The following is a 25,068-nucleotide window of genomic DNA, read 5'->3' as shown; positions in this document are numbered from 1 at the left end:
TCGCTTTTCACTCGAAAACGGATTTCGCATGACTCCACAATTTGCCGTTGGTATCGATCTGGGAACAACGAACAGCGTTGTGGCTTACGTTCGATTGAGTGATGAGAAGCCCGTCGTCAATCTGCTTTCCATTCCTCAGTTGGTGGCTCCGCAGACCATTGAAGAAAAATCGTCTCTGCCTTCGTTCCTCTATTGTGGTGGGCCGCAGGATGCTCCGGGTTCACTGGATGTTCCCTGGAGCCAGGAACGGGATTTTTCAGTCGGTGAAATGGCTCGCCGGCAGTCGGCCAATTTTCCGGATCGAACCGTGGTGGCTGCCAAGAGTTGGCTGGGACATAGCAAAGTCGACCGCCATCAAGCATTTCTTCCACTGGGAAGTGATGACTCTGAAGCCGCTGGAACGATTGCCAAAGTCTCCCCCGTCACAGCATCCCGGCGTTACCTCGAGCATCTTGTCAGTGCCTGGAAAGCGGCTTTTCCAGACGCGCCGTTGTCAGATCAACTGGTGGTGTTGACAGTCCCGGCCTCATTCGATGCCAGCGCTCGCGAGCTGACTCGTGAAGCGGCCTTTGCGGCCGGGTTGCCCGATTCGTTGATTTTGATAGAAGAGCCTCAAGCCGCTGTCTATGCCTGGCTGACAAGTCAGGGTGAAAAGTGGCGAAAGCAGTTGAAAGTCGGTGAAACGCTTCTTGTCTGTGACGTCGGCGGGGGGACAACTGACCTGACCATCGTGCAGGTCAACGAAGAAGATGGCGAACTGGCATTGCAGCGAGTGGCAGTTGGTAACCATCTGCTCGTGGGCGGTGACAACATGGATCTTGCCCTGGCGTTTCATGTTGCTGAACTGTTCCGCGAGAAGGGCACGAACCTTGATCCCTGGCAGTCGATCTCTCTCTGGCATTCGTGCCGGCAGGCCAAAGAAACCCTCTTTGCCCCCGATGGCCCGAAGTCACACACCATTTCCATCAAAGGACGCGGCAGCAAACTCATCGGTGGCTCGGTGAGTGTTGAGGTCGAGCGAACGGCTCTGGCAAAACTCTTGACCGATGGTTTCTTTCCCGAATGTGTGGTTGATGCCAGGCCCGAACGTCGGCGGCAATCAGGCTTTCAGGAACTGGGTCTGCCCTACGAAACTGACACGGGCATCACGCGGCATGTGGCCGCTTTCCTCGCGACACATTCCAGCGGCGACACGACTGGCCCGACGCATCTGCTTCTCAATGGAGGTGTTTTCAAAGCGCAGCCGCTTGTGGAACGGCTCATGAATGTGCTCACGAGCTGGTATCCCGAAACACCGGTCAAGCTTCTCTCGGGTGAGGCTGATCTGGATCATGCCGTCGCTCGTGGTGCGGCTTATTACGGCTGGGCGAAGCAGCATGGCGGTGTGAGAATTCGCGGTGGAACAGCCCGGTCGTATTATGTCGGAATCGAGACCGCAGGCCTGGCGATCCCTGGTGCTCCCCGACCATTACGAGCCTTGTGCGTGGTTCCTTTCGGCATGGAAGAAGGAACAGATGTTGACATTCCTTCAGACGCCATTGGTTTGATTGTCGGTCAGCCCGCGCAGTTCCGCTTTTTCAGTTCTTCGACGAGAAAAGAAGACCGCGCCGGGAGTCGGCTAACGGCCTGGTCAAATGAAGATCTCGCCGAAACCGATTCGCTGGAAACAATGCTCACCAGCGAAGCTTCCAATGAAGAACACTACGTCCCAGTGAAGTTCCACTCCAAAATTACCGAATTAGGCGTTTTGGAACTCTGGTGCGTCAGCACACGCGGCGAAGGCAAATGGAAACTGGAATTCAGCGTCCGCGATGATGAGTAGCGGCAAGACCCGCATTGTCCCGATAAGCGACTGATCTTATCCGCAGGCTTGTTGTCCTGCTCATTGCTGATTGTTCGACCGAATCTGATCAGAATTAAAGCTTCAGTCGCCTGAGATTCAGCTTGTCGTAAAAAGAGTTGCGTCTTGGGGATTGGTGGCGTATGACGGAAGGTTCCCGCCGCTCAGATTTTGCGCCCGGCTGTGGCGAAATGATCGCAGCCGTTGCCTGGTTTCTCGTTCCCTCCGAGATGTGACATGCCGCAACGAGCTTTCTCGTCAACCGTATACTCTCTTCATTCACACCGCTTGAAAACGGTTGTATTGTGTGGGGCAATCATTGTGGCATGGGGCTTCACAACAGTGGCGTGGGCTGACGAAGTCTCCGCTTTTCCTCCTGACCAGATTGAGTTCTTCGAGAAGAAAATTCGCCCTGTACTGATTGAACATTGCCAGAGTTGCCATGGTTCCCGGCAGCAGAAGGCGGGGCTGCGGCTGGATTCCCGCGCGGGCTTTCTGGCTGGCGGAGAATCGGGCGCCTCGGTGGTGGCTCACAAACCCAATGAGAGCCTGCTGATCGAGGCGATTCGGTATGAAGCCGACGGCTATCAAATGCCGCCCAAGGGCAAGCTCCCGTTAGATGCGGTTGCCGATCTCACGCGGTGGGTTGAACTGGGAATGCCCTGGCCCAAAGAAGACAAAGTCGAGACCTCGACAGGATCAACGGGAGAATTTCCCTTTGAAGAACGGGCCAGGCATTGGTCGTTCCAGCCGATTGTTCGACCTGATGCCCCTGCTGTCAAAGAAGGCACCTGGGCCAAGGCGGCGATTGATCCTTTTATTCTTGCTCGGCTCGAAGCGGCTAACCTTCCGCACGCTCCCGAAGCTGCTCCTCTAACACGACTGCGCCGCCTGGCCGTTGATCTGACGGGCTTACCACCGACCCAGACCGAGATTACCGAGTTTCTGGCTGACCAGCGTGCCGACGCCTGGAAACATTGGGTCGATCACTACCTGGCCTCGCCTCAGTATGGTGAGCGGTTCGCACGCCATTGGATGGATCTCGCCCGCTATGCGGAAACGCACGGCCATGAGTTTGACTACCCGATCCCTCATGCCTGGGAATACCGCGATTACCTCATTCGAGCCTTCAACGCGGATGTCCCTTACGACCAGTTCCTCACGGAACATGTGGCGGGTGATCTTCTTCCTGAACCACGGCTTGATCCCGCCACGGGATTGAATGAATCTGTCGCAGCAACGGCCTTCTGGTGGCTTTCTCAAGGAAAACATTCGCCCGTCGATATCCGTTCTGAAGAGTGCGATACCGTTGATAACCAGATCGATGTCTTCAGCAAAACCTTCCTTGGTATGACTGTGGCCTGCGCACGTTGTCACGACCACAAGTTCGACCCGATCCGGATTCGCGATTATTACGCACTGGCCGGCTACCTTCAGAGCAGTCGACGCGATGTGGCGAATCGGGTTCCTCCCGAGGCTTACAAGTCCATTCTCGAGGATGCCATGCGGCATCATGATGGTCGGTGGAAAGCCATTATGGACATTAATCCGGTGCTGTTCTCGAATCCGGAAAAATGGCTGAATGCGATGGTTTCCACGCACCAGAAGCGAACTACCGCGAACCCTACCGACTGGCTGTCGGCCTGGTTACATCTGGGAGCCATCAAAAACAAAGACGATTTTGCAGCGAAGAAACAACAGGTCGCCAACACTCTTTCAGCACAGCAACAGCAGGCTCAAGCGGCCCGTGCTGCGGCGACCGTCATCGCGAATTTCAATCCTGGAACTTACAAGGACTGGATGAGTTCAGGGATGGCGTTCTCCCTTTTGGATCAGTCAGGACTGGTCGATGATCCCCAGCCAGGAGTCGGTGAAGTCTCGATGCAAGAGGCGGGGACGGCCCACTCAGGAATACTCTCTCAGAAGCTGGTGGGGGCTTTGCGTTCCCCCACGTTTGAACTGAAGCATCGCTATCTCGACCTCCACGTGGCACGCCTAGGCGGGCCAGCAAAGCCGGGGCTGGACATCAAAAATGGACAGGTTCATGTCATCATGGATGGTTTCCAGCTCATTAAGGAACCGCTGTATGGCCCCTTCACTCTCAATGTGCCGAATGATGGTCAGTGGCGATGGTTCCGGCTCGATTTGCACCGGGCGGTGGGGGCCAACGTCTATCTGGAAGTCATTGACGATATGGCCGATGGCTGGATCGCAGTCGATGAAGTGCGGCTGAGTGATGGCCCGCGACCTGTTGATGACGTTCCTCTTCCCGTTCTAACATGGCTGAATGATCCGACAGTTCTTGAGCCACGAGATCTCGCCAGAAAATATGGGGAGTGGTTTCATTCTGGAGGAGTGAATGACGCCCAGCCAGACTTCCCTTCAGGCGTTTTTTCCCAGGCCTTGCGAGATCTTTGGCAAGCGGCTGTGAAGCATGAAGATCTTGTTCCTCCAGATGCTAATTGGAAATCAAAACGAAAGAATGTGGAGCAGCAGCAAGCTCGCTGGCGTGAAGCGCTGCAAAAACTTCCCAAGCCACAGTTCGTCGTTGCGATGACCGATGGCATGGCGGAGAACGAACATGTCCTGCTTCGCGGTAACCACAAGAAGCCCGGGCCAGTGGAAGTCCGTCGCCCACTGGAAGTGCTGGGTGGTTTGGCCATCACGCCCCCTGAGCAGGGAAGCGGTCGGCTGGCACTGGCCCAAAGCCTGACCGACCCGAAAAATCCGCTGGTGGCGCGCGTCATCGTCAATCGTTTGTGGCACTATCACTTTGGCCGGGGGCTGGTTCCCACTCCCGATGATTTCGGCAAGATGGGGCACCCCCCCTCACATCCTGAACTTCTTGATTGGCTGGCAAGCGAACTCATTTCGTCCGGTTGGTCGTTGAAACACATCCATCGATTGATCCTCAACTCGGCCACCTGGCAGCAATCCAGCCAGTTGGCCTCTCCTGATCTGGAATCGCTCGATCCGCAGAACATTCTGCTGCACCGACAAAATCCGCGCAGGTTGGAAGCCGAGGCGGTTCGTGATTCGATTCTGGCGTATTCCGGACGATTGAATCTGGAGATGTACGGCCCCCCCGTGGCCACACATCTGACGCCATTTATGGAGGGGCGCGGACGTCCTCGACACTCTGGAACCCTGGATGGTGATGGACGACGCAGTCTCTATCTCTCGGTTCATCGAAACTTTCTCAATCCGCTCTTTCTGGCATTCGATTTCCCGACCCCTTTCACCACGATGGGACGACGATCAACCAGCAATGTCCCTGCACAGGCTCTGGTGCTGCTGAACAATCCGTTCGTGCTGGAAGAAGCCAGACGCTGTGCGGAGCAAACGGCGTCACTGGAAGGGACAAACCGTGTTGATGCCCTCTGGATGAGAGCTTATTGCCGCCCTCCTACCAAGGAGGAACAGGAACAGGCTCTGGCGTTTGTCGATGCTCAATCCCGCGAATACCCCGACCAGGAAAAACCACTCGCCTGGCGCGATCTGGCCCACGTGCTGATCAACAGCAAAGAGTTCTTCTTTGTACCATAGCGCCGCCGTGCCATAGCGCCCACCGCATCCCAGCATTTCAATAAAGAGCGAAGGCCATGCGTCTGACCTATCGCTTACGGAAGACGTACACGACGTCTTCCGTATCGCCGGAAATCACGATTTCTCCGTCGATATCATATCGGAAATCATGCACGGCGATGAGTTCCAGTTGCGGAACCTGCAACAGCAGCATGGCCATCTGTTGTGCGGTATAAGTCCGGAAGGTGGTCTCATCGGCAATGCGGAATTGCTTCGTCGGTGTATAGACATCGTAGTTCATCCCGATCCGTTCAATACGGGTTTTGGGGTTCACATCGATTGACCACAAACGCGAGTTCACGGTCAGGCTCCCTTTGGACGCTGACCAGCATTCCTCAGTACAGACCTGAGGCGTCAGGGGCGTCAGGTGTAGACCCAGCAGATAGAGTCCTCCTTTGACCAGATGATCGGCGACGCATTTCAAGTGACTTTCCGCAGCCGCCTCGTCGGGAAGATGGCGGAAGGTGTTGATCATGTTGAACATGGCATCCACCTTCTTCTTCAGTTTGAAGTTGGCCATGTCTCCCACGGTTGCCACCGCCTCAAATCCTTTACGGACAAAGCGATCATTACAGAACTTGACGGCATGGGGATTTAAATCGTTACCCGCCACTTCATAGCCCGCTTCGGCCAGTTTGATCAGAAGCCGACCTGTGCCACAGGCCGGTTCATAGAGGCGTGTGACAGTCTTCTTGGAGTAGCGTTCAAAGGCAGCCTGAAGAAAATCAAACTCGGCCTTCCAATCCGAACCGAAAATCAGGTCATAATACTTGGGGAAGTCGTAAAGATGCCCTTGAATCGTTTCCATGAACCTTGAGTCTGCTTTCTTGCGGCCTGACCTCACCCGGGAAAATGGATCGTGAGGATCTGTCATGCTGTCCAACCGGCGGCACTTCCGCCAGAACCGTGGCGATTGTATCGCTGGTTTGCCACGAATGTGAGCGCTCAGGTGGGAACACCGCAAATAATGGCCGTGAAGTGGAGTCAGTTTGCTGACTTTTTTCGCTCGGCCAGTTTTGCAAGCCAGCGCTCGGGATCATCTTCAAAGGCCGATTTACAGCCTGAACAGCAGACCCAGTAACTCTGTCCTTTATAGGACACACTGATGGTGCCCAGCCCTTGGGAGATAATACATTCCTTCTCGCCGTAATCGCTGTCGTTCAAGGCAAAGCTGGTTCCTTCCCGCTGCGTGTTGACGGTATCGACACGAACAAACGGGCCGGAACCTCTCTGCCGATCCAGCTCAATCAGATAGCGGTTATTATCCTGCTGGCTGAGAGCCAGTTTCCAGATTTCATCCGATGTCTGAAGGGGGATTTCAAGAAATTCCAGCTTATAAGTCCGCTGGAGTTTGTCGTCATCACCGGCCACATCTTCCACTTCCCGAGTGAATTTCCCACGCCACGAGCGAGTCTGTCCCTCGGCATCAGTGGTGGTCAATTGATAGGCTTGATCGCTCACCAGAAATGTCAGTCGACCTTCGCGGATATATTTCCCATCGGGAGATTTAATCACGAGAGCAGGCTGCCTGGGTTGACTTGTCAGATCCCAGACCCACTCAGGTTGATCGAGCAGCGCTTTGCGGGCGTTCCCTTTCCAGCGACCCAGCAGAACCTGCAATGGGCGTAAAGCCTCCATGACAGAGTCGAGCTTGTTCTCATCAGAGGTCTCTGTTTTCTGATCAGAAGAGGTGGCTTCCAATTGAATGGGCTGGAATTTTCGCCGGGGGGGAGTCGCTACGGTTTGAGAATCAGTCGATGTTTGCGAAGGCTTGATTGAAGCGGCGGCAGGCATCTTTTCCGCTTTAGAAGCAGAGGTTTCAGATGTTGGAGTAGCCGCCGGCGTAGAGGTCACAGGCGGTGCAGACGGGCCGCAGCCCCCCATCACAAACAGAAGGCCCAGCACGCCAGCATGGAAAACAGAAGAAGACTGAAAACAGGTCAACATAGGGACTCCGAGAAAATCATGCGCGAATTCCATCGCTCATGATCTTCACCTCTTAGTTAACAAAAAGCGTCGTCACAGAATCCGGGAATGGCAAAGAAATTCGGAGAAGTCTTGTGGAAATCAGGAGGGTGTCATCATGGCATCAAAAGCTCTGCATATCAGAACAACGACAGCATCCTGACGCGACAGTCTTAAAACGGATTCTTGCGAGTGCCGCTGCCTGCGGGTGAGGTTGTGGGAGTTGAAACAGAAGAATTGGGGTTCTGGGCAGGTCCCAGCCGCAATACGGTGCGGAAGCTGACATCAGGGAATTTTTCTGACATCAGGCGACCTTCTCTGGCTGTGACATTCCAGTCGGTGAGCACTCCCTTGACGGTATGCTGGTTGGTGATTTTTGGCTTTTTTGCACCAGTCCAGTTTCTCACATTATCGCGTGCCTTGGCAGCTTCAGCATGGCTGGCATCGTCGTGCCAGTCGGAAACCCATTCATGGGCATTCCCCGCCAGGTCATACACGCCATAAATGCTCTGATCACTGGAAAATGCACCGACATGAGCAATGGTCGCAGGGGTGCGAGGTGCGGGCCAGACAGCGCGAGAGTTTCCCCAAGGGGCCCGAAAGCCATCCGGGCCACGAGCCGCTTTTTCAAATTCGGCTTCTGTGGGAAGTTCCCGACCAGACCACTTGGCATAAGCATTCGCCACGCTCCAGGGAACACCCAAAGCCGGACGACGCTCGTGATCGCCCTCGTTTAACGCGGCGAAACTGTTCCTCTTTTTGGCTTTCATATCTTCCCGGTAGCGTTTGTATTCGCCAACGGTCGTTTCATAGACATTGATGTAATAACCATCCAGCAGGACAAGCACCTCGGGGCGAGCGTTGACTGGCCCTTCATTGGAACCCAGCTTGGCAGGGCCAGGAGGGACATAAACCATCAGGCTTCCATCCAGTTGACAGAGAATGCGTTGCGGCCAGCCATCGGGAGAGATCTCTGTGCCTGGTGCCGGAATAAAACCTGCTGGTAAAGGGTTCATCGTTGACGATACAGAACCCCGCGCAGTTCCAGGATTCGCAACAATCGTGGTCGCACCCTGGCGTAGCGGCACTTCGGTCACAAGAAAGTCACTAGAACCGTTGGCAGTGGCTCCATGAACGACCGCAAACTGATCTTCAACACGAGGAAGCGGAGTAGCAGAGACAACCGTTTGAACAGAACCGGGGGCGACAAACTGGAAGACGTTGGACGGATGTTCTCCCGGAGGAGCCATCGTCGGGTCAGCAGCGCCTGATGAGGCTTCCGTTTCCAATTTCGAGGCAGGGATTTCATTGGCCGCAGGAACCGGCTTAATCGTTTTGATGGCCACTGGCGGTGGCGGGGCGGGAGGAGTTGCCGCAGGTGGTGGCGTACTCCCTCCGCAACCGGAGATCATTCCTAGAATGCTCATCAGCCCAAGAATCAGCAGTGTTGTCCTGAACCACCGTCCTGCTGCCACAGAGTGAAATGGGCGGGGTCTTTGACGGCTGAATAAAAATGTCATTGCAATCACCCGGCAGCCTGTGTCAACAATTGAGAGAGACTTGTCGCCGCAGAACTCCAACGGCCGGCATGGACGATGCACTTGTCCCCTCCTCCAGTCTGATGACGCGAGAGGCGAAAGGCAATCAGCCAGACTTCGACCATCAGCTTCATGAGGAAAAGTTCACGGTCTGTGCACGAAATCGTGACGAGACTTGCCCGAGCGATTTCTCGGAGACTGTACGAAAACTCTCAAATCCTTCTCCCCGTGGGAGAAGGTGGCCGCAGGCCGGATGAGGGGATTGGTCTTGGCTGTGGAAACACTGAAGGTTCATCGGTACCCTCACCCCGGCCCTCTCCCTGAGGGAGAGGGAGCCTTACCAGACAGGCTCTCGGAGATCGCTGTCACCGAACGGAAAGGTGAGACACACTTCATAATGACTGTGCCGCTATTGAAGCAGCCAGCTCATTTGCAACCAGTCTTTGAACAGGAACTCCAGCCGCATAGTCAGCAAGGTGATTCGCCCCATGACGGTATAGGCAAAGGAGGCACCGAAAGTGATCATTAACACGAAGATCCCCATTTTCGAGACACGACCAAATGTCCCGCGATGAGCAATGGAGAAGATGAAATAGCTGAGACTGCTGATCACGCACACCACAATGGCGCTATTTTTTAACGAGAGCAGCCATTGGATTTCGAGTGGCGCCCCTTTTTGCTCACTGTCAGCGGCCACAACAATCAGAGGCAGAATCGTGCTGCGAACCTGCTCGACAAAGTCTGATTGAATGATCAAGACCAGTCTCAGGCCAGCCATGGTTCCCACAACCAGAGCCAGTGGCCAGCGAGCCAGCCAGCCGACAGAAGGGATGAGCCGGCTGAGAAGCATCGCTCCCAGCAACAAAGGAACCAGTGCCGAAATGTCCGGCTTTGTCAGCCCGCCAATCCAATGGGAATTGTCAGCAAGTTGTAATCCCGGAAGCACCGTGGCTTTGGCAAGATCCGGGAGAAGTTTCGCAAAGACCAGCGGGATCAGGCTCGACCAGAAAGCCACCACAAACCAGTAACCTGCCGACACCCCCACCATCAGGGCTTCGGCCAATTTATAAAAAACATTATCGCGAAAGATGGAGGAAAAGACGGAAAGAGTAATCGCCGCCGCCAGCCAGACACCCAGCGTCCGTTGCCACGAAATAAAAGCACCAGCTTTTTCACTGGCTTCTGCCACAGGACTGACCACAGAGAATTGTTGCAGCAAAACGCCATCATCAGTGGTGATGGTTCGCTCTTTGATCAGAACGGTGCCGTAAAAGCGTTTTTGGTAGACACCCCAGCCGATCAGAAAACTGATCACCATCCCAATGGCCAGATACTGCCCAATTTTCTTCCAGGGAATGCCCGAACCATCAGGGGCTGGCAACTCTTGATTCTGCGAGGGAGAAACGGAAGCTGAGTTCATAATTGCTCCCCTTCTGGGGACATCCCGCTATTGGCCGCTGCTCCTGAGATGGCCAGTTGGCCAACGTCACCCGTGGGAATATCTTCGGGTCGCAGGGGGAAAAACCGGGAGAGTGCAAACAGGATATTGCCCAGAACAATCAGGCCAATCATCAGCAGATGCGCCCAAAGTTGTGGCCCCATTCGCCGAAGACCTTCGTTCTCCGAAGGGGCTGCAAACTGTGGGTATTTGTCACCCAGCGCCGCTTCATATTCAGCAGCCCCCTTGATAGCAGCGAGAATTCCTAACACACGGTCGGGAATGTAAGGATAAAGCTGTGGCCCCTGGACTCCGGTACAACCCACAGCAAAGGGCGTGCGTGTCGTGGTGGTGGCAAACTGTACCCACTCCTTGGCACCGGGATAGCCGGCAGAGACATTCAACAGCAGGTCAAAGTCTCCTAAGGAACGAACCCCTTTCATCATGGGGATATTCGACAGGCTGGTTCCGCGGCTGTCAGTCGGGAAAAGAGAACTGATGTTGCTGGCCACCTGCTTGATCGCCACCTGCTCCCCCGCCTGGTAACCCAGAAACATCCAGTCCGTTCCGTAACGGAGATGCTTGTCGGCAAATTCCCCTTCGATGACCTTGTCAATCTGCCGTTCGATTAAAGGCGAAGCGCCCGGCCAGGTGGTCATCAGATAGATGCGTTGCCCTCTCAGCGCAAGGTGCCTCAGGAAGGCCGTCGCCATGGGTTCCAGTTCCGCAGCCGATGAGGGGTCATAGTCGAGTGAGACCAGAACCTTGGAGCCAGGTGGCAGGGATTCAATATAATTGAAAACCGCTTTGACATTGGCGGTAGGAATTTCCGGAAACGACGCCTTCGTGAGGACAGGAATCCCGACGGCTAAAAACATCAGCACGAAGATCCAGCGACGATCAGGATTTGATGCGCCAATTCGTGCCAGGATGCTTCGACAGCTCAGCGACGGACGAGGATCGTCAGCCGGTAAACGGGAGAGCAATTGAGAATCGTCAGGTGGCATACCGTCTACCTGTCGGTGATACATCCCAAGCCTGCGTGGCGCTCAGACTTGGGGACAATTGACGAAGCGTTGGAAGGTAATCAATCCCGGGGCCGCCCGCCACCTGAGTGATTTTTGCGTTCCCGAAGATTCTTTCAAAGCAGAGCCTGCAAGCTGCTTTCAGGTCGCCCGCCCGCGGTTTTATGGTCGCTCACCTGTGAGATCCGGGATCTCACGAATCCAGATATTCCGGAAGCGAACAGGGTTGCCATGAAACTGAAGCTGGAGCGGCGCGCGTGTGGCGTGCGGCTGATACTTGGGCGGGCTATCCCAGGCTGTCGTGCCCAGAATCTCTGTGTGATTCTGCAAAAGGACGCCGTTGTGGAGCACGGTCACATACCCGGGCTTGAGGAGGGCTTTTTCTTTGCTGAAGCGCGGTGCGGTAAAGATAATGTCATAAGTCTGCCATTCCCCCGGCTTCTTCGAGGCATTGACCAGTGGTGGCCTGGACTTGTAAAGCGACCCCGCTTGCCCATCGAAGTAAGTCGGGTTTTCATAGGAATCGAGAATCTGAATCTCGTATTGCCCCATGAGATAAACACCACTGTTGCCACGCCCCTGCCCTTTTCCCTCAACCTTTTCAGGAGAGGCCCATTCCAGATGAAGCTGGCAATCACCGAAGCTTTCTTTGGTCGTTAGCCCGCCTCCCTTAGCCGTCGCAAAACCATCCTCGATCACCCATTTCTCACCCCCTTTGAACTGGCTCAAATCTGTCCCGTTAAACAGAACCTTGGCATCAGAAGGCGGATCTGACGGTGTCGCACCGGGTGTGACCACAGGTGGTTCCTGCCACTTAATACCACTGACCCATTCGCCAGTGAGACCAACGCCGGCCATGGCCACAAGTACCACCAGACTTCCCCAGCCGATTCGTGCCAGTTTCATCGAGAAACTCCCTGTAATTATTCTCTGTGATGATTCATCTTGTTTGATAAGTCGGAAATATGTTTCGAGTGCGAATGCCGGATAGACTTTCAGAAGACAATCCGGTGTTTGTAAAGTCTCGAATGGCAAAACTCTCACACATGGTCTTGATCGTCCGCCATCAGAAGAATTGTGAGAAGCAGTCTGACATGCCCACGACCAACTTTTCAATATGCTCCGGGAAGTTCTCACCAGAAGAAGGGTTTGTTCACCGGCGATAATTCGAGAAATCATTTCTCTGGTTGCCGACAAAGCCAACGCTGCTCAGAAAAACGAGTTCTGCTGTCATGATTTATCTCGACCATAATGCGACGACTCCCCCACTTCCTGAAGTGATTGAGGAAATTGCGCGTTGTCAGCGGGACGCCTGGGCCAACCCCGGTTCACGGCATGGCCTGGGACGGAAAGCCCGCCGGGTGCTGGATGACAGCCGAGAGTTAATCGCCCGCCTGATCGGGGCCAGCCCCAACGAGCTGATTTTCACCTCAGGCGGAACCGAGTCCATCAATCTGGCGCTGCGCGGCCTGGTCGGCACCCGTCCGGGAGTGATCGTGCATGGAGCCGGCGAACATCCGGCGACGATTGAAACCTGCCGCTGGTTGGCCATGGCCATGGGCCATCGGTTAATGGAAATACCGGTCAATGCCCATGGAGAATTCTTGGTGCCGGAACAGGTCGAGATCCCTTGGGATGACGTGCGTCTGGTCACTTTATTGTGGGGCCATAATGAAACCGGTGTGGTTCAACCGGTAGAAAACTGGAGCCGGGCCTGCCGTGAACGAAATGTTCCACTTCATCTTGATGCCGTCCAGATGGTGGGGAAACTTCCCGCGAGGGTGGTCAATTTTAAGGCGACAGGCGCCACTGCCATGAGCTTCGCTTCTCATAAATTCCACGGGCCGCGTGGCGTGGGCGGGTTGGTCATTTCGTCAGCCGCACGACTGACGCCACAACTGACGGGCGGTCATCAGGAGCAGGAGCGTCGGGCCGGGACAGAATCGGTTCCCCTCGTCGCGGGGATGGCACTCGCCCTGAAATCATTTATGGATGTCGACGAAGTGGCAACCGGTCGGATGCTGGGATTGCGAGAAACTCTGGAACGGCGCCTGATCGAACTTTGTCAACCGGCTCTGGTCTTCGCCCAACGGGCATCACGACGGCTTCCCAATACCACGCAGATTGCTTTCCAGGGGATCTCTGCTGAAGCGCTGCTGGTGAATCTTGATCTGGCAGGCGTGGCCTGTTCTGCCGGCAGTACGTGTGCCAGCGGGTCAATGGAACCCGCACCGATTCTTCTGGCGATGGGCGTTCCTGGTGAGCTGGCCCTGTCGTCAATTCGTTTAACTCTGGGCCGATTGACCACGGAAGAGGAAATCAATTGTGCGATAGCGATCATTACGGAAACCGTCGCGCGACTTCGGACACTCGCCCCGTCTGTCAATGCCTGAAACATCCCAGATCAAGCCCTGTTTCCGCCGATCTCCCAGAAAGTCTCCAACGTAGGGAACATGAACCCTCGCCCGCGCAGGCGGGAGAGGGTGGCACGCAGTGCCGGGTGAGGGATTTTCCTGTGGTCGTTCCCAATAGAGAAACGTGCCTGGGTAACTATATCGCATCGCAGATGTAGCGATCGCTATTTAAGCATCGGCTCACCCTCACCCAGTCTCTCCCATCGGAATGAGAGGAGTCAATCAATCAACCCCAACGAGAACCACTACCCTGGCGGCGTAAGCCCCATTCGTATATCAACAACCGACCCTCATACGCGCCCCAAACCCCGCAAGCATTTAAGTAGGGTGTATGAAGCGCAGCGCAATGCACCAACTCCCAACGTTCAAGTAGCCGGAGACCGTTATTAAACAGTAGGGTGGGTTAAGGCTTTGCGCAACCCACCAGCTCTACTAAAAACACCTACCAACCACGAACCGCCCCCGCAAAAAACACCACCACCCTGGCGGCGTAAGACCCATTCGTGGATGAACGACTGGCCTTCATACGCCGCCCCAAACCCCGCAAGGGGGCCGATCAGGGCCACCACGAAACATCATTCCACGAAGTCACCCTCGCTGGCATGATGCCGTCGGCCTGTCCGATTCAGTGTTATCTGAATCAGACGTGATTGTGTTGGCATTCCCCCGTCACAAGAAGTGGCGAATGAATAAGTGCCAATAAAAAACATTCAGTTTTGATCAGAAGTGTTTTGCGTGAGCAACTCACCTTTGATGAACTGTTTGTCAGTCTCGAATTCGAGGGAAGCGTCCACAATCGGCGCTTCCGCCAGCAGGAATGACTCCCTGTTGGCAAAGGGTGGCCCTGACCGAGCCGATGGAGAGTCTTCTGTCCGGAATCACAGGCGAAAAAGACCTCAACCTGCGAGGTGCACCCAAAACGAAGCCTCTCTACCCTAAGGCCCCTTGTTGCGCGAAACAGTATTTTTCTTCCCCATTCCCCTTCCGGCGTCCTGGCGGCGTAAGACCCATTCATCAACAAACAACTGGCCATATACGCCGCCCCAAACCCCGCAAGGGGGCCACAAGCCCCGCAAGGGGTAAGGTTTGCCATGTCGAAAAATCTTTGCCAGTCTGCGCTGTCGGCAGGAGGGGCAATGTCGTCTGCCCATTTGGTGAGATTCTCTCAAGTTATGAACCGTCTCTTTCCCTGGCGCGGCTAGAGTCCCAAGAGAGAATATGTGTGAGGCATGAATAAAGTCATTGGGCCAGAAATTGAGTTCTAGCGAGATGGCTTTCATCGATTGCCGAGTCGCTTGGGAATAAGAGGGATCAGGGCATGCGATACGACGAGTTCCTCACATCGCTGATTCATCAGGCCATGCACGACCTGACCAAGCTGAAACGAATCAGCACGGCTCATCGTCTGGCGATGTGGGGGCTGGTGACGCCGCTGGTGTGCCTGGGGTTGGCGTCGGAAGGGTTATCCCAAGAGCCTTTTTATGGGCAGCCCCAACCCGTGGCGCCTCAGCAGCGCCAGCCGCTGCCTTATCAATCCTGGCCTTACCGATCTGCGGTGCCGCCAGGCCAACACTCTGGTCAATACTCATCTGGCCAATATTCTGGGCAGGCCCCCAATAGCCCGCAAGGCAACCCTCAAGCACCCCAGCGCGGGCTTTATCAATATCAACCTGCCAACGGAGTTCCGCCGACAGGCAACCCCTCAGCCAATGGAAATCCGCAGGCGGGTTATCGTTCAAACTACGCACCGGCTCCTTCACAGCATTATGGTCATGCCCCCTATGGGCCAAACACGCCTGCCATGCCATCGCGCGAACCGGGCTATTCTTCGATGCGATCACCGGCCTATTCAGGACAACCCGGCTCGCAGGGACAGACAGGTTTGATCGGGCCGGGCCAGCCCTCCTATCGTGATCTTCCCAGCCAGCCAGCGGCGTCAGGGACATCCCTGGCTCCGCGTACTCTCAACGAGTTGTCTTCGCCAGCCCATTCACAAATCCCTCAGTCGGCACCGGGCCACATCCACTTACAATACAGATCTGGTGGTGAATCTTCAGGAGGTAGCCGTGGGGTTGGCGGGCCAGAAGCTCCGGTTCCTCACGCGGCCCTGCAGATGATTCCTGTGGTTTGTCAATTGGGCAGCCGGGGGGCTTGCCTGATTGAGGTGAGAAACACGGGAGTCGGAGCCGCCACTGGCCTGATTCTGGAAGTGGAATCCACACCGGCACTCCCGATTGGACTGTCCCAGGATTCCATGGCAGATTCCACGGCCCGGCACAATCACCGGGAAGATTCTCGGTATGATGCCTCTCAAGCAACACGACGCCTTTCCATTCCGGTCAACAATTTGAGTTTTGGGGAAACGCGTGAGATCCCCCTGCCCATCGATGCACAGACACTTGGCGATCATGTTCTCCGCTGCTCCATTACGGCTGGTGATCAACAGTTGGACGCGGTTTCAGGAACGGTGCGGGTCATCCCTCGCCATCTGGAATTTGAACTGATTGCCGCTGATCATCGCCTCACGGATTCTCCACTGGGAACATCCATTCGCGTGAAGAATGTCACGTCACAACCCATCACGGGCATTGGGGTGAAACTGGCTTTCGATGACGCTTTTGAAGCGACACGCCCCGGAGCCGCTCAGCAACGGGAACCCGGCGTGCTGGAATGGAAGATCGAACAGCTTCAGCCCGGTGAAGTGGCTTGGCTTCCTGCAGAATTTATGGGGCGTCGCGCCTCGCAGGAATGCTGCCTCCGAGCCAAGTTAAGCCGGAATGACATTCCGCTGGATCAACTTGATCATGTGGTGACATTAACCGATGAGCGTCTCCCCATGACGCTCGATATTCTGGATCGCAATGAACCGACAGCAGCCGAGAGCAGCCGCCCCGTGGTGCTGGTGGTTCGTAATCATGGCTTTGAACCCGCTCAGCCAGCCATCGGTATCGTGATTCCTTCAGGCTGGCGGTTGGCGGGTGTGACAGACCCCAAGCCAACCCGTCAATGGAATGTCAGATCCCGTTCTGGCGAGTTGCTGCTGATTCCGTCCACCACGATTGAGGCGGGAGAAGCCGCTGTCATTGGCCTGGATCTTGTCCCCCATGCACCGGGAAATGCAGATCTGGTCGGCAGGCTCTATATGGACTCCCGTCAGACGCTTCGTCAGGGAAATGGTGCAATCGCGCCGGATCTGGAAATCCATGAAAAACTGGCCGTCCATGCCGCTTCGCGTTAGACCCGTTTCCGGGTTAGTGTGGCGGCGTAGGGACGTCATTTGCTGTTGCCAACACGTTTTTCGCTGGAACCAATCCGTATTCCAACAATCAATTACGCTTCGTGTCATGCTTGCGTATTTAAGCATTTCACGAAAGTAACGCATTCTGGCGGCGTACTTTCCCATTCATTTTTGAACAGATGTCGTCCATACGCCGCCACAATCCCCCGAACGGGGGGTTAAGCGGCTTCAAGCTGTTGTTTCGGGCCGAAGAATTCGTAGTGGATTCGGGAATCTTCCACGTGATGTGACTTCAGTCCCCGTTCAACCTGCATCATGAATCGGGCAGGGCCACAAAAATAGAACTCCGTATCTTTCGGACTACGGGACACCAGTGATTCCAGAAACTCCTGATCAATCATCCCTTCACTATCACAGTGAGCCAATTGAGCGTCGTCGGCCAGCGGCTGACTATAGCGGATGTGGGTCGACAGATGGGGACTGAGATCCGACATCGCTTTGAGTTCGTGCCGGAGGGCATGAGACTGGCTGTTGGTCGCTGCATGCACGAAATGAATGGGCTGGTGCGGGCCATGATGCACCACGCTTTTTGCCATGGAAATGAGAGGCGTTACTCCGATTCCGCCAGCAATAAAAACCAGTGGTTTTGTAGCTGCGACAGCCGGATCGAGCGTAAATTCCCCACAGGGCGGGGCGAGCTGAATCACATCTCCGACATTCACCTGATCATGAAGGTGGTTGGAGACCAACCCCGCCGCAGTCACGCCATTGGCGGCTGGCTCGCGCTTCACACTGATCCGATAATGGCCCAATCCGGGACGATCAGAAAGACTGTAGTTACGGGGGGCAATCAGGTTCGTCACACCAGAATGTCCCTGTGCTTCCGGGTTTTGAGAGCGAACCACCTGAGCGGGATCAATCTTGACGGTGATGTATTGCCCAGGAAGAAAGTGGGCCAATGGCTGGCCATCCACAGGTTCAAAGTAAAACGAGGTGACGGTTTCACTTTCAGGCACTTTTCTTGTCACAACGAAGGGACGATATCCCGTCCATCCGCCAGCTTGAGTGGCCAGTTGTTGATAGATTTCTGCTTCCCGACGAATCAAAATCTCAGCCAGCACGCCATAGGCATCGCCCCAGGCCCCGATAATATCGTCGGTCGCTGCTTCGCCCAGAACATCTCGAATGGCGATCAGCAGATATTTTCCGACAATCGGATAATGTTCAGGCTGAATCCCCAACGAACAATGCTTCTGAGCAATCAGTTCCACCGCCGGAAGCAATTTTGAAAGCTGATCAATAGACGTCGCATAGGCAATTACGGCATCTGCCAGCGCCCGCTGTTGTCGGCCCGATTGCTGATGCGCCGGGTTAAAGAAAGCAAACAATTCGGGATGAGCCGTGAGCATCAAATGATAAAACCGACGGGTAATCGCCTCGGCGTGTGTCGCCACAACCGGGGCTGTCGCTTTCACAATTTCCAAAGTGCCAGGAGCAAACATGAGAGCGCTCTCCTTGAAGAAATTTGCTGTTGAAGTTTCCTGAACGAATCACGGGAAGTGGCAGGGGCTGACCAACACCAGAACAATACCCATTGATTTCTACATGTCAAGGTGTAGAATCAAGCATCGACGACAAATGAGGCTTTCATGATTCCGAAAACAGCGGAGTACGCGCTACGTACTGTGGCTTGTCTGGCGGGAGCTGCCGATCAGGTGGTTTCTGCCGATGAGCTGTCGTTGCGCACGCAGGTTCCTCGCAGGTATCTCAATACGGTGTTGCAGGATCTTGTCCGGGGCGGAATCGTCCGATCGAAATCGGGGCCGGGCGGGGGGCACACATTGATTGTTTCTCCCCATGAGTTATCGATTCTCGATGTCGTGAATGCGGTTTCACCTCTGGAGAGGATCCGGAGTTGTCCTCTGGGTCTGCCATCTCACACCCATCTTTGCCCTCTTCATGAGCAATTGGATAAGGCTTATGCCGAGACAGAAAAAGCTTTTGCAGGAGTGACTCTGGCCCAGATTCTGGATTCGACCAATGGCGTTATTCCGCTCTGTGATGTGCCACGTAGCGCGTAAGCGCGTCCTCTCTGGACTCTTCAACTTTGGCAAGCTCCACCAAGGCTCTGGCACAGGCGGCTTCTGAACCACCCGGTGGCCAGGAGGCTTGCAGAGAGACTTGAGCATCGAGAGAAAAGCCCAGTTTGGCGGCCACACTCCGCCCGATGAATTCCCCTTCTCCCGCCAGAACAATCAGGTTCAGGGGCCTGTTCTGCCGGGCGAGCACAGCGCGGGCCGCCTGTTCGATCTGCTGGCACTGAGACTGTGCCGCCTGCTCTGCGATGATGAGCAGATTCTCTTCGCCCAGTTCTTCGACATCGGCACACCATTGCCGGGCAATACGGGCCAACGCCCATTCACGGGTGGCGGGCCGTCCGTCGGCCGTTTCACGATCAGCGGGATTATCTGCACAGACTTTCAATGCCAGGTAAACATCATGACTTGTGGCGAAGAATTCAGCACTGGCGGGTATTGAAACCTTCCCCCATCCGCTCAATTCCCCAGAAAAGACTGGCAACATCGCCCCCAGGGGAGTCCGTCGGCTGCCAGTGTAAACCAACTCACCCGCTGCCAGTCGCGTCAGGTCAGTTCGTCCAAGAGAACAGGGCTGCCCATTGCAAACGGGGATGAGATCAGCCGTGGTGCTGCCGATATCCAGCAGGAGATGAGGCTGTGTCGGGAACATCATTCCCGACAGACTGGCCAGCGCATGCCAATTGGAAGCGGCTGTCAGCAGAGGCTGGGCAACGGCTTCGTGGTGACTGACAAACCGGCCGGTCGTCTGCCAGTATTTCACGGGCAGCGCATGAGCCTGCTGCAATGCCACTTGCTCTGCAACCTGTTCAATCGCCTGACAAATCGCATTCACACCCACGGTTTTCGAGGAGTAGCAATCCGCCAGTTCCCCGGTCATTGTCACCAGTAATTGCCGGGCGGGTGGCAATCGCTTCAACAGTCCAGCCAATCGGCTTGCCAATTCTTCCGGCGATTTCCATAACGCAAAACGTTCATGCAGGCTAAAGCCCGATGAATGATATGCCTTGAGATTTGCCCCTCCGATATCCAGCCCGATACTAGCTGAGATAGGCTGTCTATCTGGCGGATGGATCGCCTCATCACCCCGCATTATTGAACAAGGCCGCGCGTCAACGACAGGAAGGCCGTTTCCAGATTGACTTCCTCTTCACGGAAGAGAGTCAGCTTAAAGCCATTTTCAATCAGCGCTGAAGGAATGGAACTGTAATCAAGAATGTCCAGTGCCAAAGTTGCCTGGATGGTTCCTTTGACGATTTCGATCTGAGAAATCTGGGGATGCTGTTCGAGTAATTTGGCGGCCGCTTCGGTTCTCTCCAGCACGCGAATTTGCAGGAGAATCTGCTGGCGGGCTTTGCGCATCACTTCATCGACATAGCCATCAACAATCAGATGGCCTTTCTCAATCATTCCGACCCGCGTACAGACATCCGCCAGTTCAGGAAGAATGTGGCTGGAGACGATGACCGTTTTATTGAGTTCCCCCAATCGCTTAAGCAGGTTACGGATTTCAATTCGGGCGCGAGGATCAAGGCCACTGGCCGGTTCATCGAGCAGCAGCACTTGCGGTTCATGAAGCAGCACGCGAGCCAAACCGATCCGCTGTGTCTGACCACGCGAGAGCTGGTTGACCATGGCATCACGCTTGAAGCTCATGTCGACCAGTTCCAGCTTTTCTTCGCAGATTTTGCGACGTGCCGGCCCGGCAATCCGGTAAGACGCGGCAAAGAATTCGAGATACTCCAGCACGGTCATGTCATCGTACACGCCAAAGAAATCGGGCATGTAACCGACCAGCCGTCGAATTTCTTCCTGATGGGTATAGATGGATTTGCCGCAAACGTAAGCTTCGCCGTAATCGGGATTGAGCAGCGTGGCCAGCATTCGCATGGTGGTCGTCTTGCCGGAGCCGTTAGGCCCGATGAAGCCGAACACATCCCCTTCGCTCAGGCTGAGATTAATCTCATTGACGGCGATCAGATCGCCGTATCGCTTGGTCAGTTGCCGGGTTTCAATCACGGAACATTCTCTTTCAAAAAGCCAGCCGCAAGTTCTCGGTCAATGTTGCGGAGAGATCATTCTCGAACCGTCATGCCGGACGACCTGCGAGGGCCAGTCTGGCGATTTCTAAGTCATCGAACCGGATTAAGGTTTGAATTTGGGAAGTGGTGCGAGATCACCCGTATTGGCTGCCACAGGAAGCAGGCAACGAATGACGGTTTCATGCCCCGCCGAGGTGACTTCAATTTTTGATTCCCCCACCGATTCCAGTTTGAGGGATGTTGCGGGGGCTGCCAGCCGCCCAATCAGAATCGCCCGGCCCAGCCGCAACTGTGCGGAAAGATCGGCCTGAGGCATAAGTTGATTGGAAAGCCCGGTATAAGACGTTCCACCAATGTCTTCGTGGAATGAAATCATCCTGAGAATGTTGACCGAATCGAGATCCAGAGGATCATAGGCGGTCTGCTCGACAGCAATTGTTCCGCCAGCACTGGAAGACGTATCCGCTTTCACCGTACGAGCACGGGCACCGGTCAGAAACCCGCGTAATTCACGCTGGATCACACCGGGCTGATCCACACGCCATAACGCATTGGGTTTCAACGGCACAATGCCATTATCGCTTTTCGAGTCCACCGCACGATAAAGCCGATTTCCATGCACAATGACCCAGTCGGTCAATTCCGTGGGAAAACGGTGCTGTATGGTTCCTGTCAATTTCCCCAGGCCGGTCGTTGCCAACTGTGCTTCAATCAGCGGTTCCGTCAATTCAAAGCGGCTGATGCCCGTCAACATCCGCACGCCCCAATGCTCCAGTGGAAGCCCGGTGACGGTTCCCTGAACAAGGTTGACCTGATAAGGAGCATTCGCAAAGAACGTTCCCGCAGGTCGCAATAAACCTCCTAATGTATCTTCCGGTGGTGCCCACCATGTGATCACCGGCTTCTGCGCAAAAACGGCAGGCATCTCATTGATGGCCTCCTTGCTGGAAGTCGCCCCCTTGTTGGAAGACACTTCTTTGGTGGCAGATGCTTCATTCGGAGTCACGTTTTTCCCGACTGGCCAGGTTCGCTCTCCCTCGACATTGAATCGGCCTGAGCGATCACTATAGACCGCGTAAAGGCTTGAAATGCGTCCCACGCCAGACACTGCATCGTAGTCCACGACATCCAGGCCACGGAAGCTTGAAGGAAGAGCATTGGTGCTGCTGGCCCAGGCAAAGATTCCCAGCGACGCCAGCACCACCAAAGTGGGATAAGTGATCCATGTCAAAACGGGACGCTTCAATATTCTATGCACAATCAGGTAATCGATCGGCCCCACCAGCACAATCAGGCCCAGCAGCAAGGCCAGGAATACGCCGGTCGATGTCCGGTTCACCCCCGGGAACTGCTCAACACTAGCCCCCAGTTGAGTCGCCAGATCTGAAATTCCCGTTGTGACAAGCTGCCGGGAGGTTGTTCGTTCATTTTCCGCTCGAGAAACCGACTCAGTGGCCAGATGCTGCCAGAACTCAGGCTGTGCCGTCCACTGCGCCAACGGAGGAAGGGTGGGATCGAGAGCCAGCACGCTGACGATCCCCAAGCCAAACGGAATGCGAGCCAGCAACAGATCATCACGACTCGCCGCCAGAGGTTCTCCTCGCTTGGCCAGAAAACGGACGATTGATGTTCGGCCTGCTGTCGGAATCCGTGAGTCCCGGGAAGCCAGCTTTTCTAATGAACCCAGCTCTCGGACGATGGCGGTTTCTGTTGTCAGCTCAATGGGTAACCATTTCTCCAGCCCACGGGAGATCATGGCTTGCCGGGTCTCGGCGGGAGCATCAGCGGGAAGAGCATTTCCCGCAGCGAGTGAAAGCGTTGTCCACAGGGAACCTCCCATCTCGACCCAGGATTTCAGCAACTGGCTGGATTGGGGCGAAAACTGGGCATTCCCCGCCGCCAGCAGGTAACGAACACTGGCGAAACCTTCGAGCGTGACAGGCAATTCGGAATCGTCATGGAGATGAAGCACAAAGAGCGGCCCCCGGCTGCGGGAACTCCCTGCACCATTCAGGGCATCCAGCATTTTTCGCGAAGCCTCCGGCAGCCCCACCGTCACGACAAACCGGTCAGTTAGAGGTAAGCCAATCGCAAACTGGGGTGATGACCCCGCATCAACGCGAAAGGAGGGCAGCCGCTGTCCGTCAGCTCCCTTTGGCTCCACCACAATGAATCCATCAGGGCGAGAGAGCCGGACAATCCCGCGCCACTTCTGATTTGAATCCTGAAACATCGGCGTCGAGACCAAAGAGCCATCAACGTCGGCCGTCGCGAGGGAAATGGCTGTTGTCCCCTGCGGAACATAGCTGTCAGTCAGGCGGCATTCCGTCCACAACCCCGCTTGCCAGGCCCCATCGATCCCCACAATCAGTGGGGGCGCGGCCTGGGGACTCTCGGGCGTTAGCTCAGATGCCGATTGTTCGGCCATGAGTGTCAATGGAAATGCGAATAAGCAAATCCCAGTCATCATGGCAAGCATTAAGCAGCGAGCAGCCAGTCGCAACGTCCTCAGGGAGTCATCCCCCGGAAACAGCTGTTCGTGATCTTGTCGACGCAAGCGGGAAGGTTCGCTCAAAGGCATCAGTCAACTCGGTAGGAACCGACTTTCACTCTGTAGTAACCGAAATCAATGCGGCTATCTCAGGAATCACATTGAATCAGCATAATTGAGACCAACGAAACAGGAACACTGCGGCCCCCTCGTCAGGAGGGGCGAAACATAGCTCGTGCCGTGTCACGGCTTTATCTTGGGGTTTCATGCTTAGTAGCGTCCTCCGATGTCGGACTTGACTACCTGTTCAACCCCGCTTTTAAGCTTTGACGCAGCACTCGGTTGTAAACCGAACTCAGGTGGAAAACGGAACTCACCGTATGAATACAGTCTGAATACGGTGAGACCCCTTAAAAAACAAAGATCATTCTGTAATTCTCCTGGCATCTTTCCTGCAGATTGTCTTTAAAGGGATTTCCCATGAATCCAATCGTCAAGCACTGTACCCAGTGCGGAAAGCAAATGGGAATCGAACAGCTGGCAGGTGGTCTGACTTCGCCAAATTTTCGCGGAATCCACCCACATGATCGAAGCCTGCTGACTCAGGAAGCCATTGCTGGAAAATCCTCATCGAGCTGGCGATTCCTTGCCGTAAAGCTGACTTGCGATCTGGCGTGAGTTGCAGATCGATCTCAGGGAAATTACACTTCTCCATTCCTCGGCAGCCTCACTGAAATAGTGACGCTTCCCATCGCTGACGCCAGCGGCACTTCATTCGCCGTAACGGTTTGATAAATTTGGAGTTAGATTGTGTCGATCGACAAAAGTCTTAAACGCAAGGGGCGCCTGGCCCGCACACGAAATGTGTTGAAGCGGAGCGAACGCATCCTTCAGATGATCGGCGAAGAAAAGCTCAGCACGGAAGAAAGCCCATTCGGTCTTCCTAAGCTTCGCATTGTGAAGATGGTCATCGGCAAGAAGAAAAAGAAGAAGACAGCCGAAGACAAGAAAGACGACAAGAAGAAGACCGCCAAGAAGAAGTAACACTTCTTTCTTGCAATTCGCTGCGTAAGCGGTTGACACAAAACAGGTTCCGAGTTCTAGACATTACTGGAGCCGGGCTGGTTTGTGAAAGCCGCTTATCGACGATCAGCATTAAAAAGCCCCGTCTGGCACCCTGCCCAGATGGGGCTTTCTTCATTCCACCACTGCCAGCTCACTTTTCTGCTAACCCGCTTTTCTTGTCACTCGCTTTTCGTGTGGGGGCCTTTCGCCGCACTTCTGCGAAAATGGATTGGCAAATTTCTTTAACCTGGAAATCTCTTCGCTTCATTCGTTTCCATCACTCAACTCAACGGGAGATTGCTCCGATATCCAGAAGACAGTCAGCCCCATT

General features: G+C 54.9%; 17 protein-coding genes. 7 read left to right on the top strand and 10 right to left on the bottom strand.

Annotated features, from left to right (window positions below):
* The first annotated feature begins 28 nt into the window (after positions 1 to 28).
* Positions 29 to 1,822 (top strand): Hsp70 family protein, encoded by a 1,794-nt coding sequence (locus SH287x_RS14180; RefSeq protein WP_479514977.1) that lies wholly within the window; start codon positions 29 to 31, stop codon positions 1,820 to 1,822.
* A gap of 339 nt (positions 1,823 to 2,161) precedes the next feature.
* Positions 2,162 to 5,386 (top strand): PSD1 and planctomycete cytochrome C domain-containing protein, encoded by a 3,225-nt coding sequence (locus SH287x_RS14175; RefSeq protein WP_479514976.1) that lies wholly within the window; start codon positions 2,162 to 2,164, stop codon positions 5,384 to 5,386.
* Positions 5,387 to 5,453: 67 nt separating this feature from the next.
* Here the strand turns inward: SH287x_RS14175 and SH287x_RS14170 are convergent, their stop codons facing one another.
* The 6 genes from SH287x_RS14170 to SH287x_RS14145 form a co-directional block, all read right to left on the bottom strand.
* Positions 5,454 to 6,233, bottom strand: coding sequence for a class I SAM-dependent methyltransferase (locus tag SH287x_RS14170; RefSeq protein WP_479514975.1), 780 nt, complete (start codon positions 6,231 to 6,233; stop codon positions 5,454 to 5,456).
* Between the two features lie 176 nt (positions 6,234 to 6,409).
* Positions 6,410 to 7,405 carry a hypothetical protein gene (locus tag SH287x_RS14165; protein ID WP_479514974.1) on the bottom strand — a complete coding sequence of 332 codons (996 nt, stop codon included), beginning with the start codon at positions 7,403 to 7,405 and terminating at the stop codon, positions 6,410 to 6,412.
* A gap of 158 nt (positions 7,406 to 7,563) precedes the next feature.
* Positions 7,564 to 8,802: a formylglycine-generating enzyme family protein gene (locus SH287x_RS14160; RefSeq protein WP_479514973.1), complete on the bottom strand. Its 1,239-nt coding sequence runs from the start codon at positions 8,800 to 8,802 to the stop codon at positions 7,564 to 7,566.
* 535 nt (positions 8,803 to 9,337) lie between these two features.
* Positions 9,338 to 10,348: a hypothetical protein gene (locus SH287x_RS14155; protein ID WP_479514972.1), complete on the bottom strand. Its 1,011-nt coding sequence runs from the start codon at positions 10,346 to 10,348 to the stop codon at positions 9,338 to 9,340.
* A complete protein-coding gene (locus SH287x_RS14150) occupies positions 10,345 to 11,373 on the bottom strand; it encodes a hypothetical protein (RefSeq protein ID WP_479514971.1) in 1,029 nt (342 codons plus the stop codon). The genes SH287x_RS14155 and SH287x_RS14150 overlap by 4 nt, the downstream gene beginning before the upstream one ends.
* 180 nt (positions 11,374 to 11,553) lie before the next feature.
* Positions 11,554 to 12,297 (bottom strand): 3-keto-disaccharide hydrolase, encoded by a 744-nt coding sequence (locus SH287x_RS14145; RefSeq protein ID WP_479514970.1) that lies wholly within the window; start codon positions 12,295 to 12,297, stop codon positions 11,554 to 11,556.
* Positions 12,298 to 12,623: 326 nt separating this feature from the next.
* Between SH287x_RS14145 and SH287x_RS14140 the strand changes: the two genes are divergently transcribed.
* Both SH287x_RS14140 and SH287x_RS14135 read left to right on the top strand, forming a co-directional pair.
* On the top strand, positions 12,624 to 13,784 hold the full coding sequence (locus SH287x_RS14140) for a cysteine desulfurase family protein (RefSeq protein ID WP_479514969.1): 1,161 nt from the start codon (positions 12,624 to 12,626) through the stop codon (positions 13,782 to 13,784).
* Positions 13,785 to 15,123: 1,339 nt separating this feature from the next.
* Positions 15,124 to 17,043, top strand: coding sequence for a hypothetical protein (locus tag SH287x_RS14135; protein WP_479514968.1), 1,920 nt, complete (start codon positions 15,124 to 15,126; stop codon positions 17,041 to 17,043).
* Positions 17,044 to 17,261: 218 nt separating this feature from the next.
* Here the strand turns inward: SH287x_RS14135 and hmpA are convergent, their stop codons facing one another.
* The gene (gene hmpA, locus SH287x_RS14130) at positions 17,262 to 18,545 is read right to left on the bottom strand and encodes an NO-inducible flavohemoprotein (protein WP_479514967.1); all 1,284 of its coding nucleotides are present in this window, start codon (positions 18,543 to 18,545) and stop codon (positions 17,262 to 17,264) included.
* 147 nt (positions 18,546 to 18,692) lie between these two features.
* Between hmpA and SH287x_RS14125 the strand changes: the two genes are divergently transcribed.
* Positions 18,693 to 19,124: an RrF2 family transcriptional regulator gene (locus SH287x_RS14125; protein WP_479514966.1), complete on the top strand. Its 432-nt coding sequence runs from the start codon at positions 18,693 to 18,695 to the stop codon at positions 19,122 to 19,124.
* On the opposite strand, the gene SH287x_RS14120 is transcribed toward SH287x_RS14125, so the two are convergent.
* The 3 genes from SH287x_RS14120 to SH287x_RS14110 form a co-directional block, all read right to left on the bottom strand.
* Positions 19,090 to 20,232, bottom strand: coding sequence for a hydantoinase/oxoprolinase family protein (locus tag SH287x_RS14120; protein ID WP_479514965.1), 1,143 nt, complete (start codon positions 20,230 to 20,232; stop codon positions 19,090 to 19,092). The two genes, SH287x_RS14125 and SH287x_RS14120, sit on opposite strands and share 35 nt — an antisense overlap.
* Positions 20,232 to 21,158, bottom strand: coding sequence for an ABC transporter ATP-binding protein (locus tag SH287x_RS14115; protein ID WP_479514964.1), 927 nt, complete (start codon positions 21,156 to 21,158; stop codon positions 20,232 to 20,234). Before SH287x_RS14115 ends, SH287x_RS14120 begins: the two co-directional genes overlap by 1 nt.
* Positions 21,159 to 21,284: 126 nt before the next feature.
* On the bottom strand, positions 21,285 to 23,762 hold the full coding sequence (locus tag SH287x_RS14110) for a hypothetical protein (RefSeq protein ID WP_479514963.1): 2,478 nt from the start codon (positions 23,760 to 23,762) through the stop codon (positions 21,285 to 21,287).
* Positions 23,763 to 24,152: 390 nt separating this feature from the next.
* Between SH287x_RS14110 and SH287x_RS14105 the strand changes: the two genes are divergently transcribed.
* Positions 24,153 to 24,350 carry a hypothetical protein gene (locus tag SH287x_RS14105; protein WP_479514962.1) on the top strand — a complete coding sequence of 66 codons (198 nt, stop codon included), beginning with the start codon at positions 24,153 to 24,155 and terminating at the stop codon, positions 24,348 to 24,350.
* 132 nt (positions 24,351 to 24,482) lie between these two features.
* On the top strand, positions 24,483 to 24,716 hold the full coding sequence (locus SH287x_RS14100; protein ID WP_479514961.1) for a small basic protein: 234 nt from the start codon (positions 24,483 to 24,485) through the stop codon (positions 24,714 to 24,716).
* The last annotated feature ends 352 nt before the right edge of the window (positions 24,717 to 25,068 follow it).

It is taken from the genome of Planctopirus sp. SH287, assembly GCF_056500625.1.
Note: the sequence above shows the minus strand (reverse complement) of the source record. Positions and strands in the feature narration are given on the sequence as shown.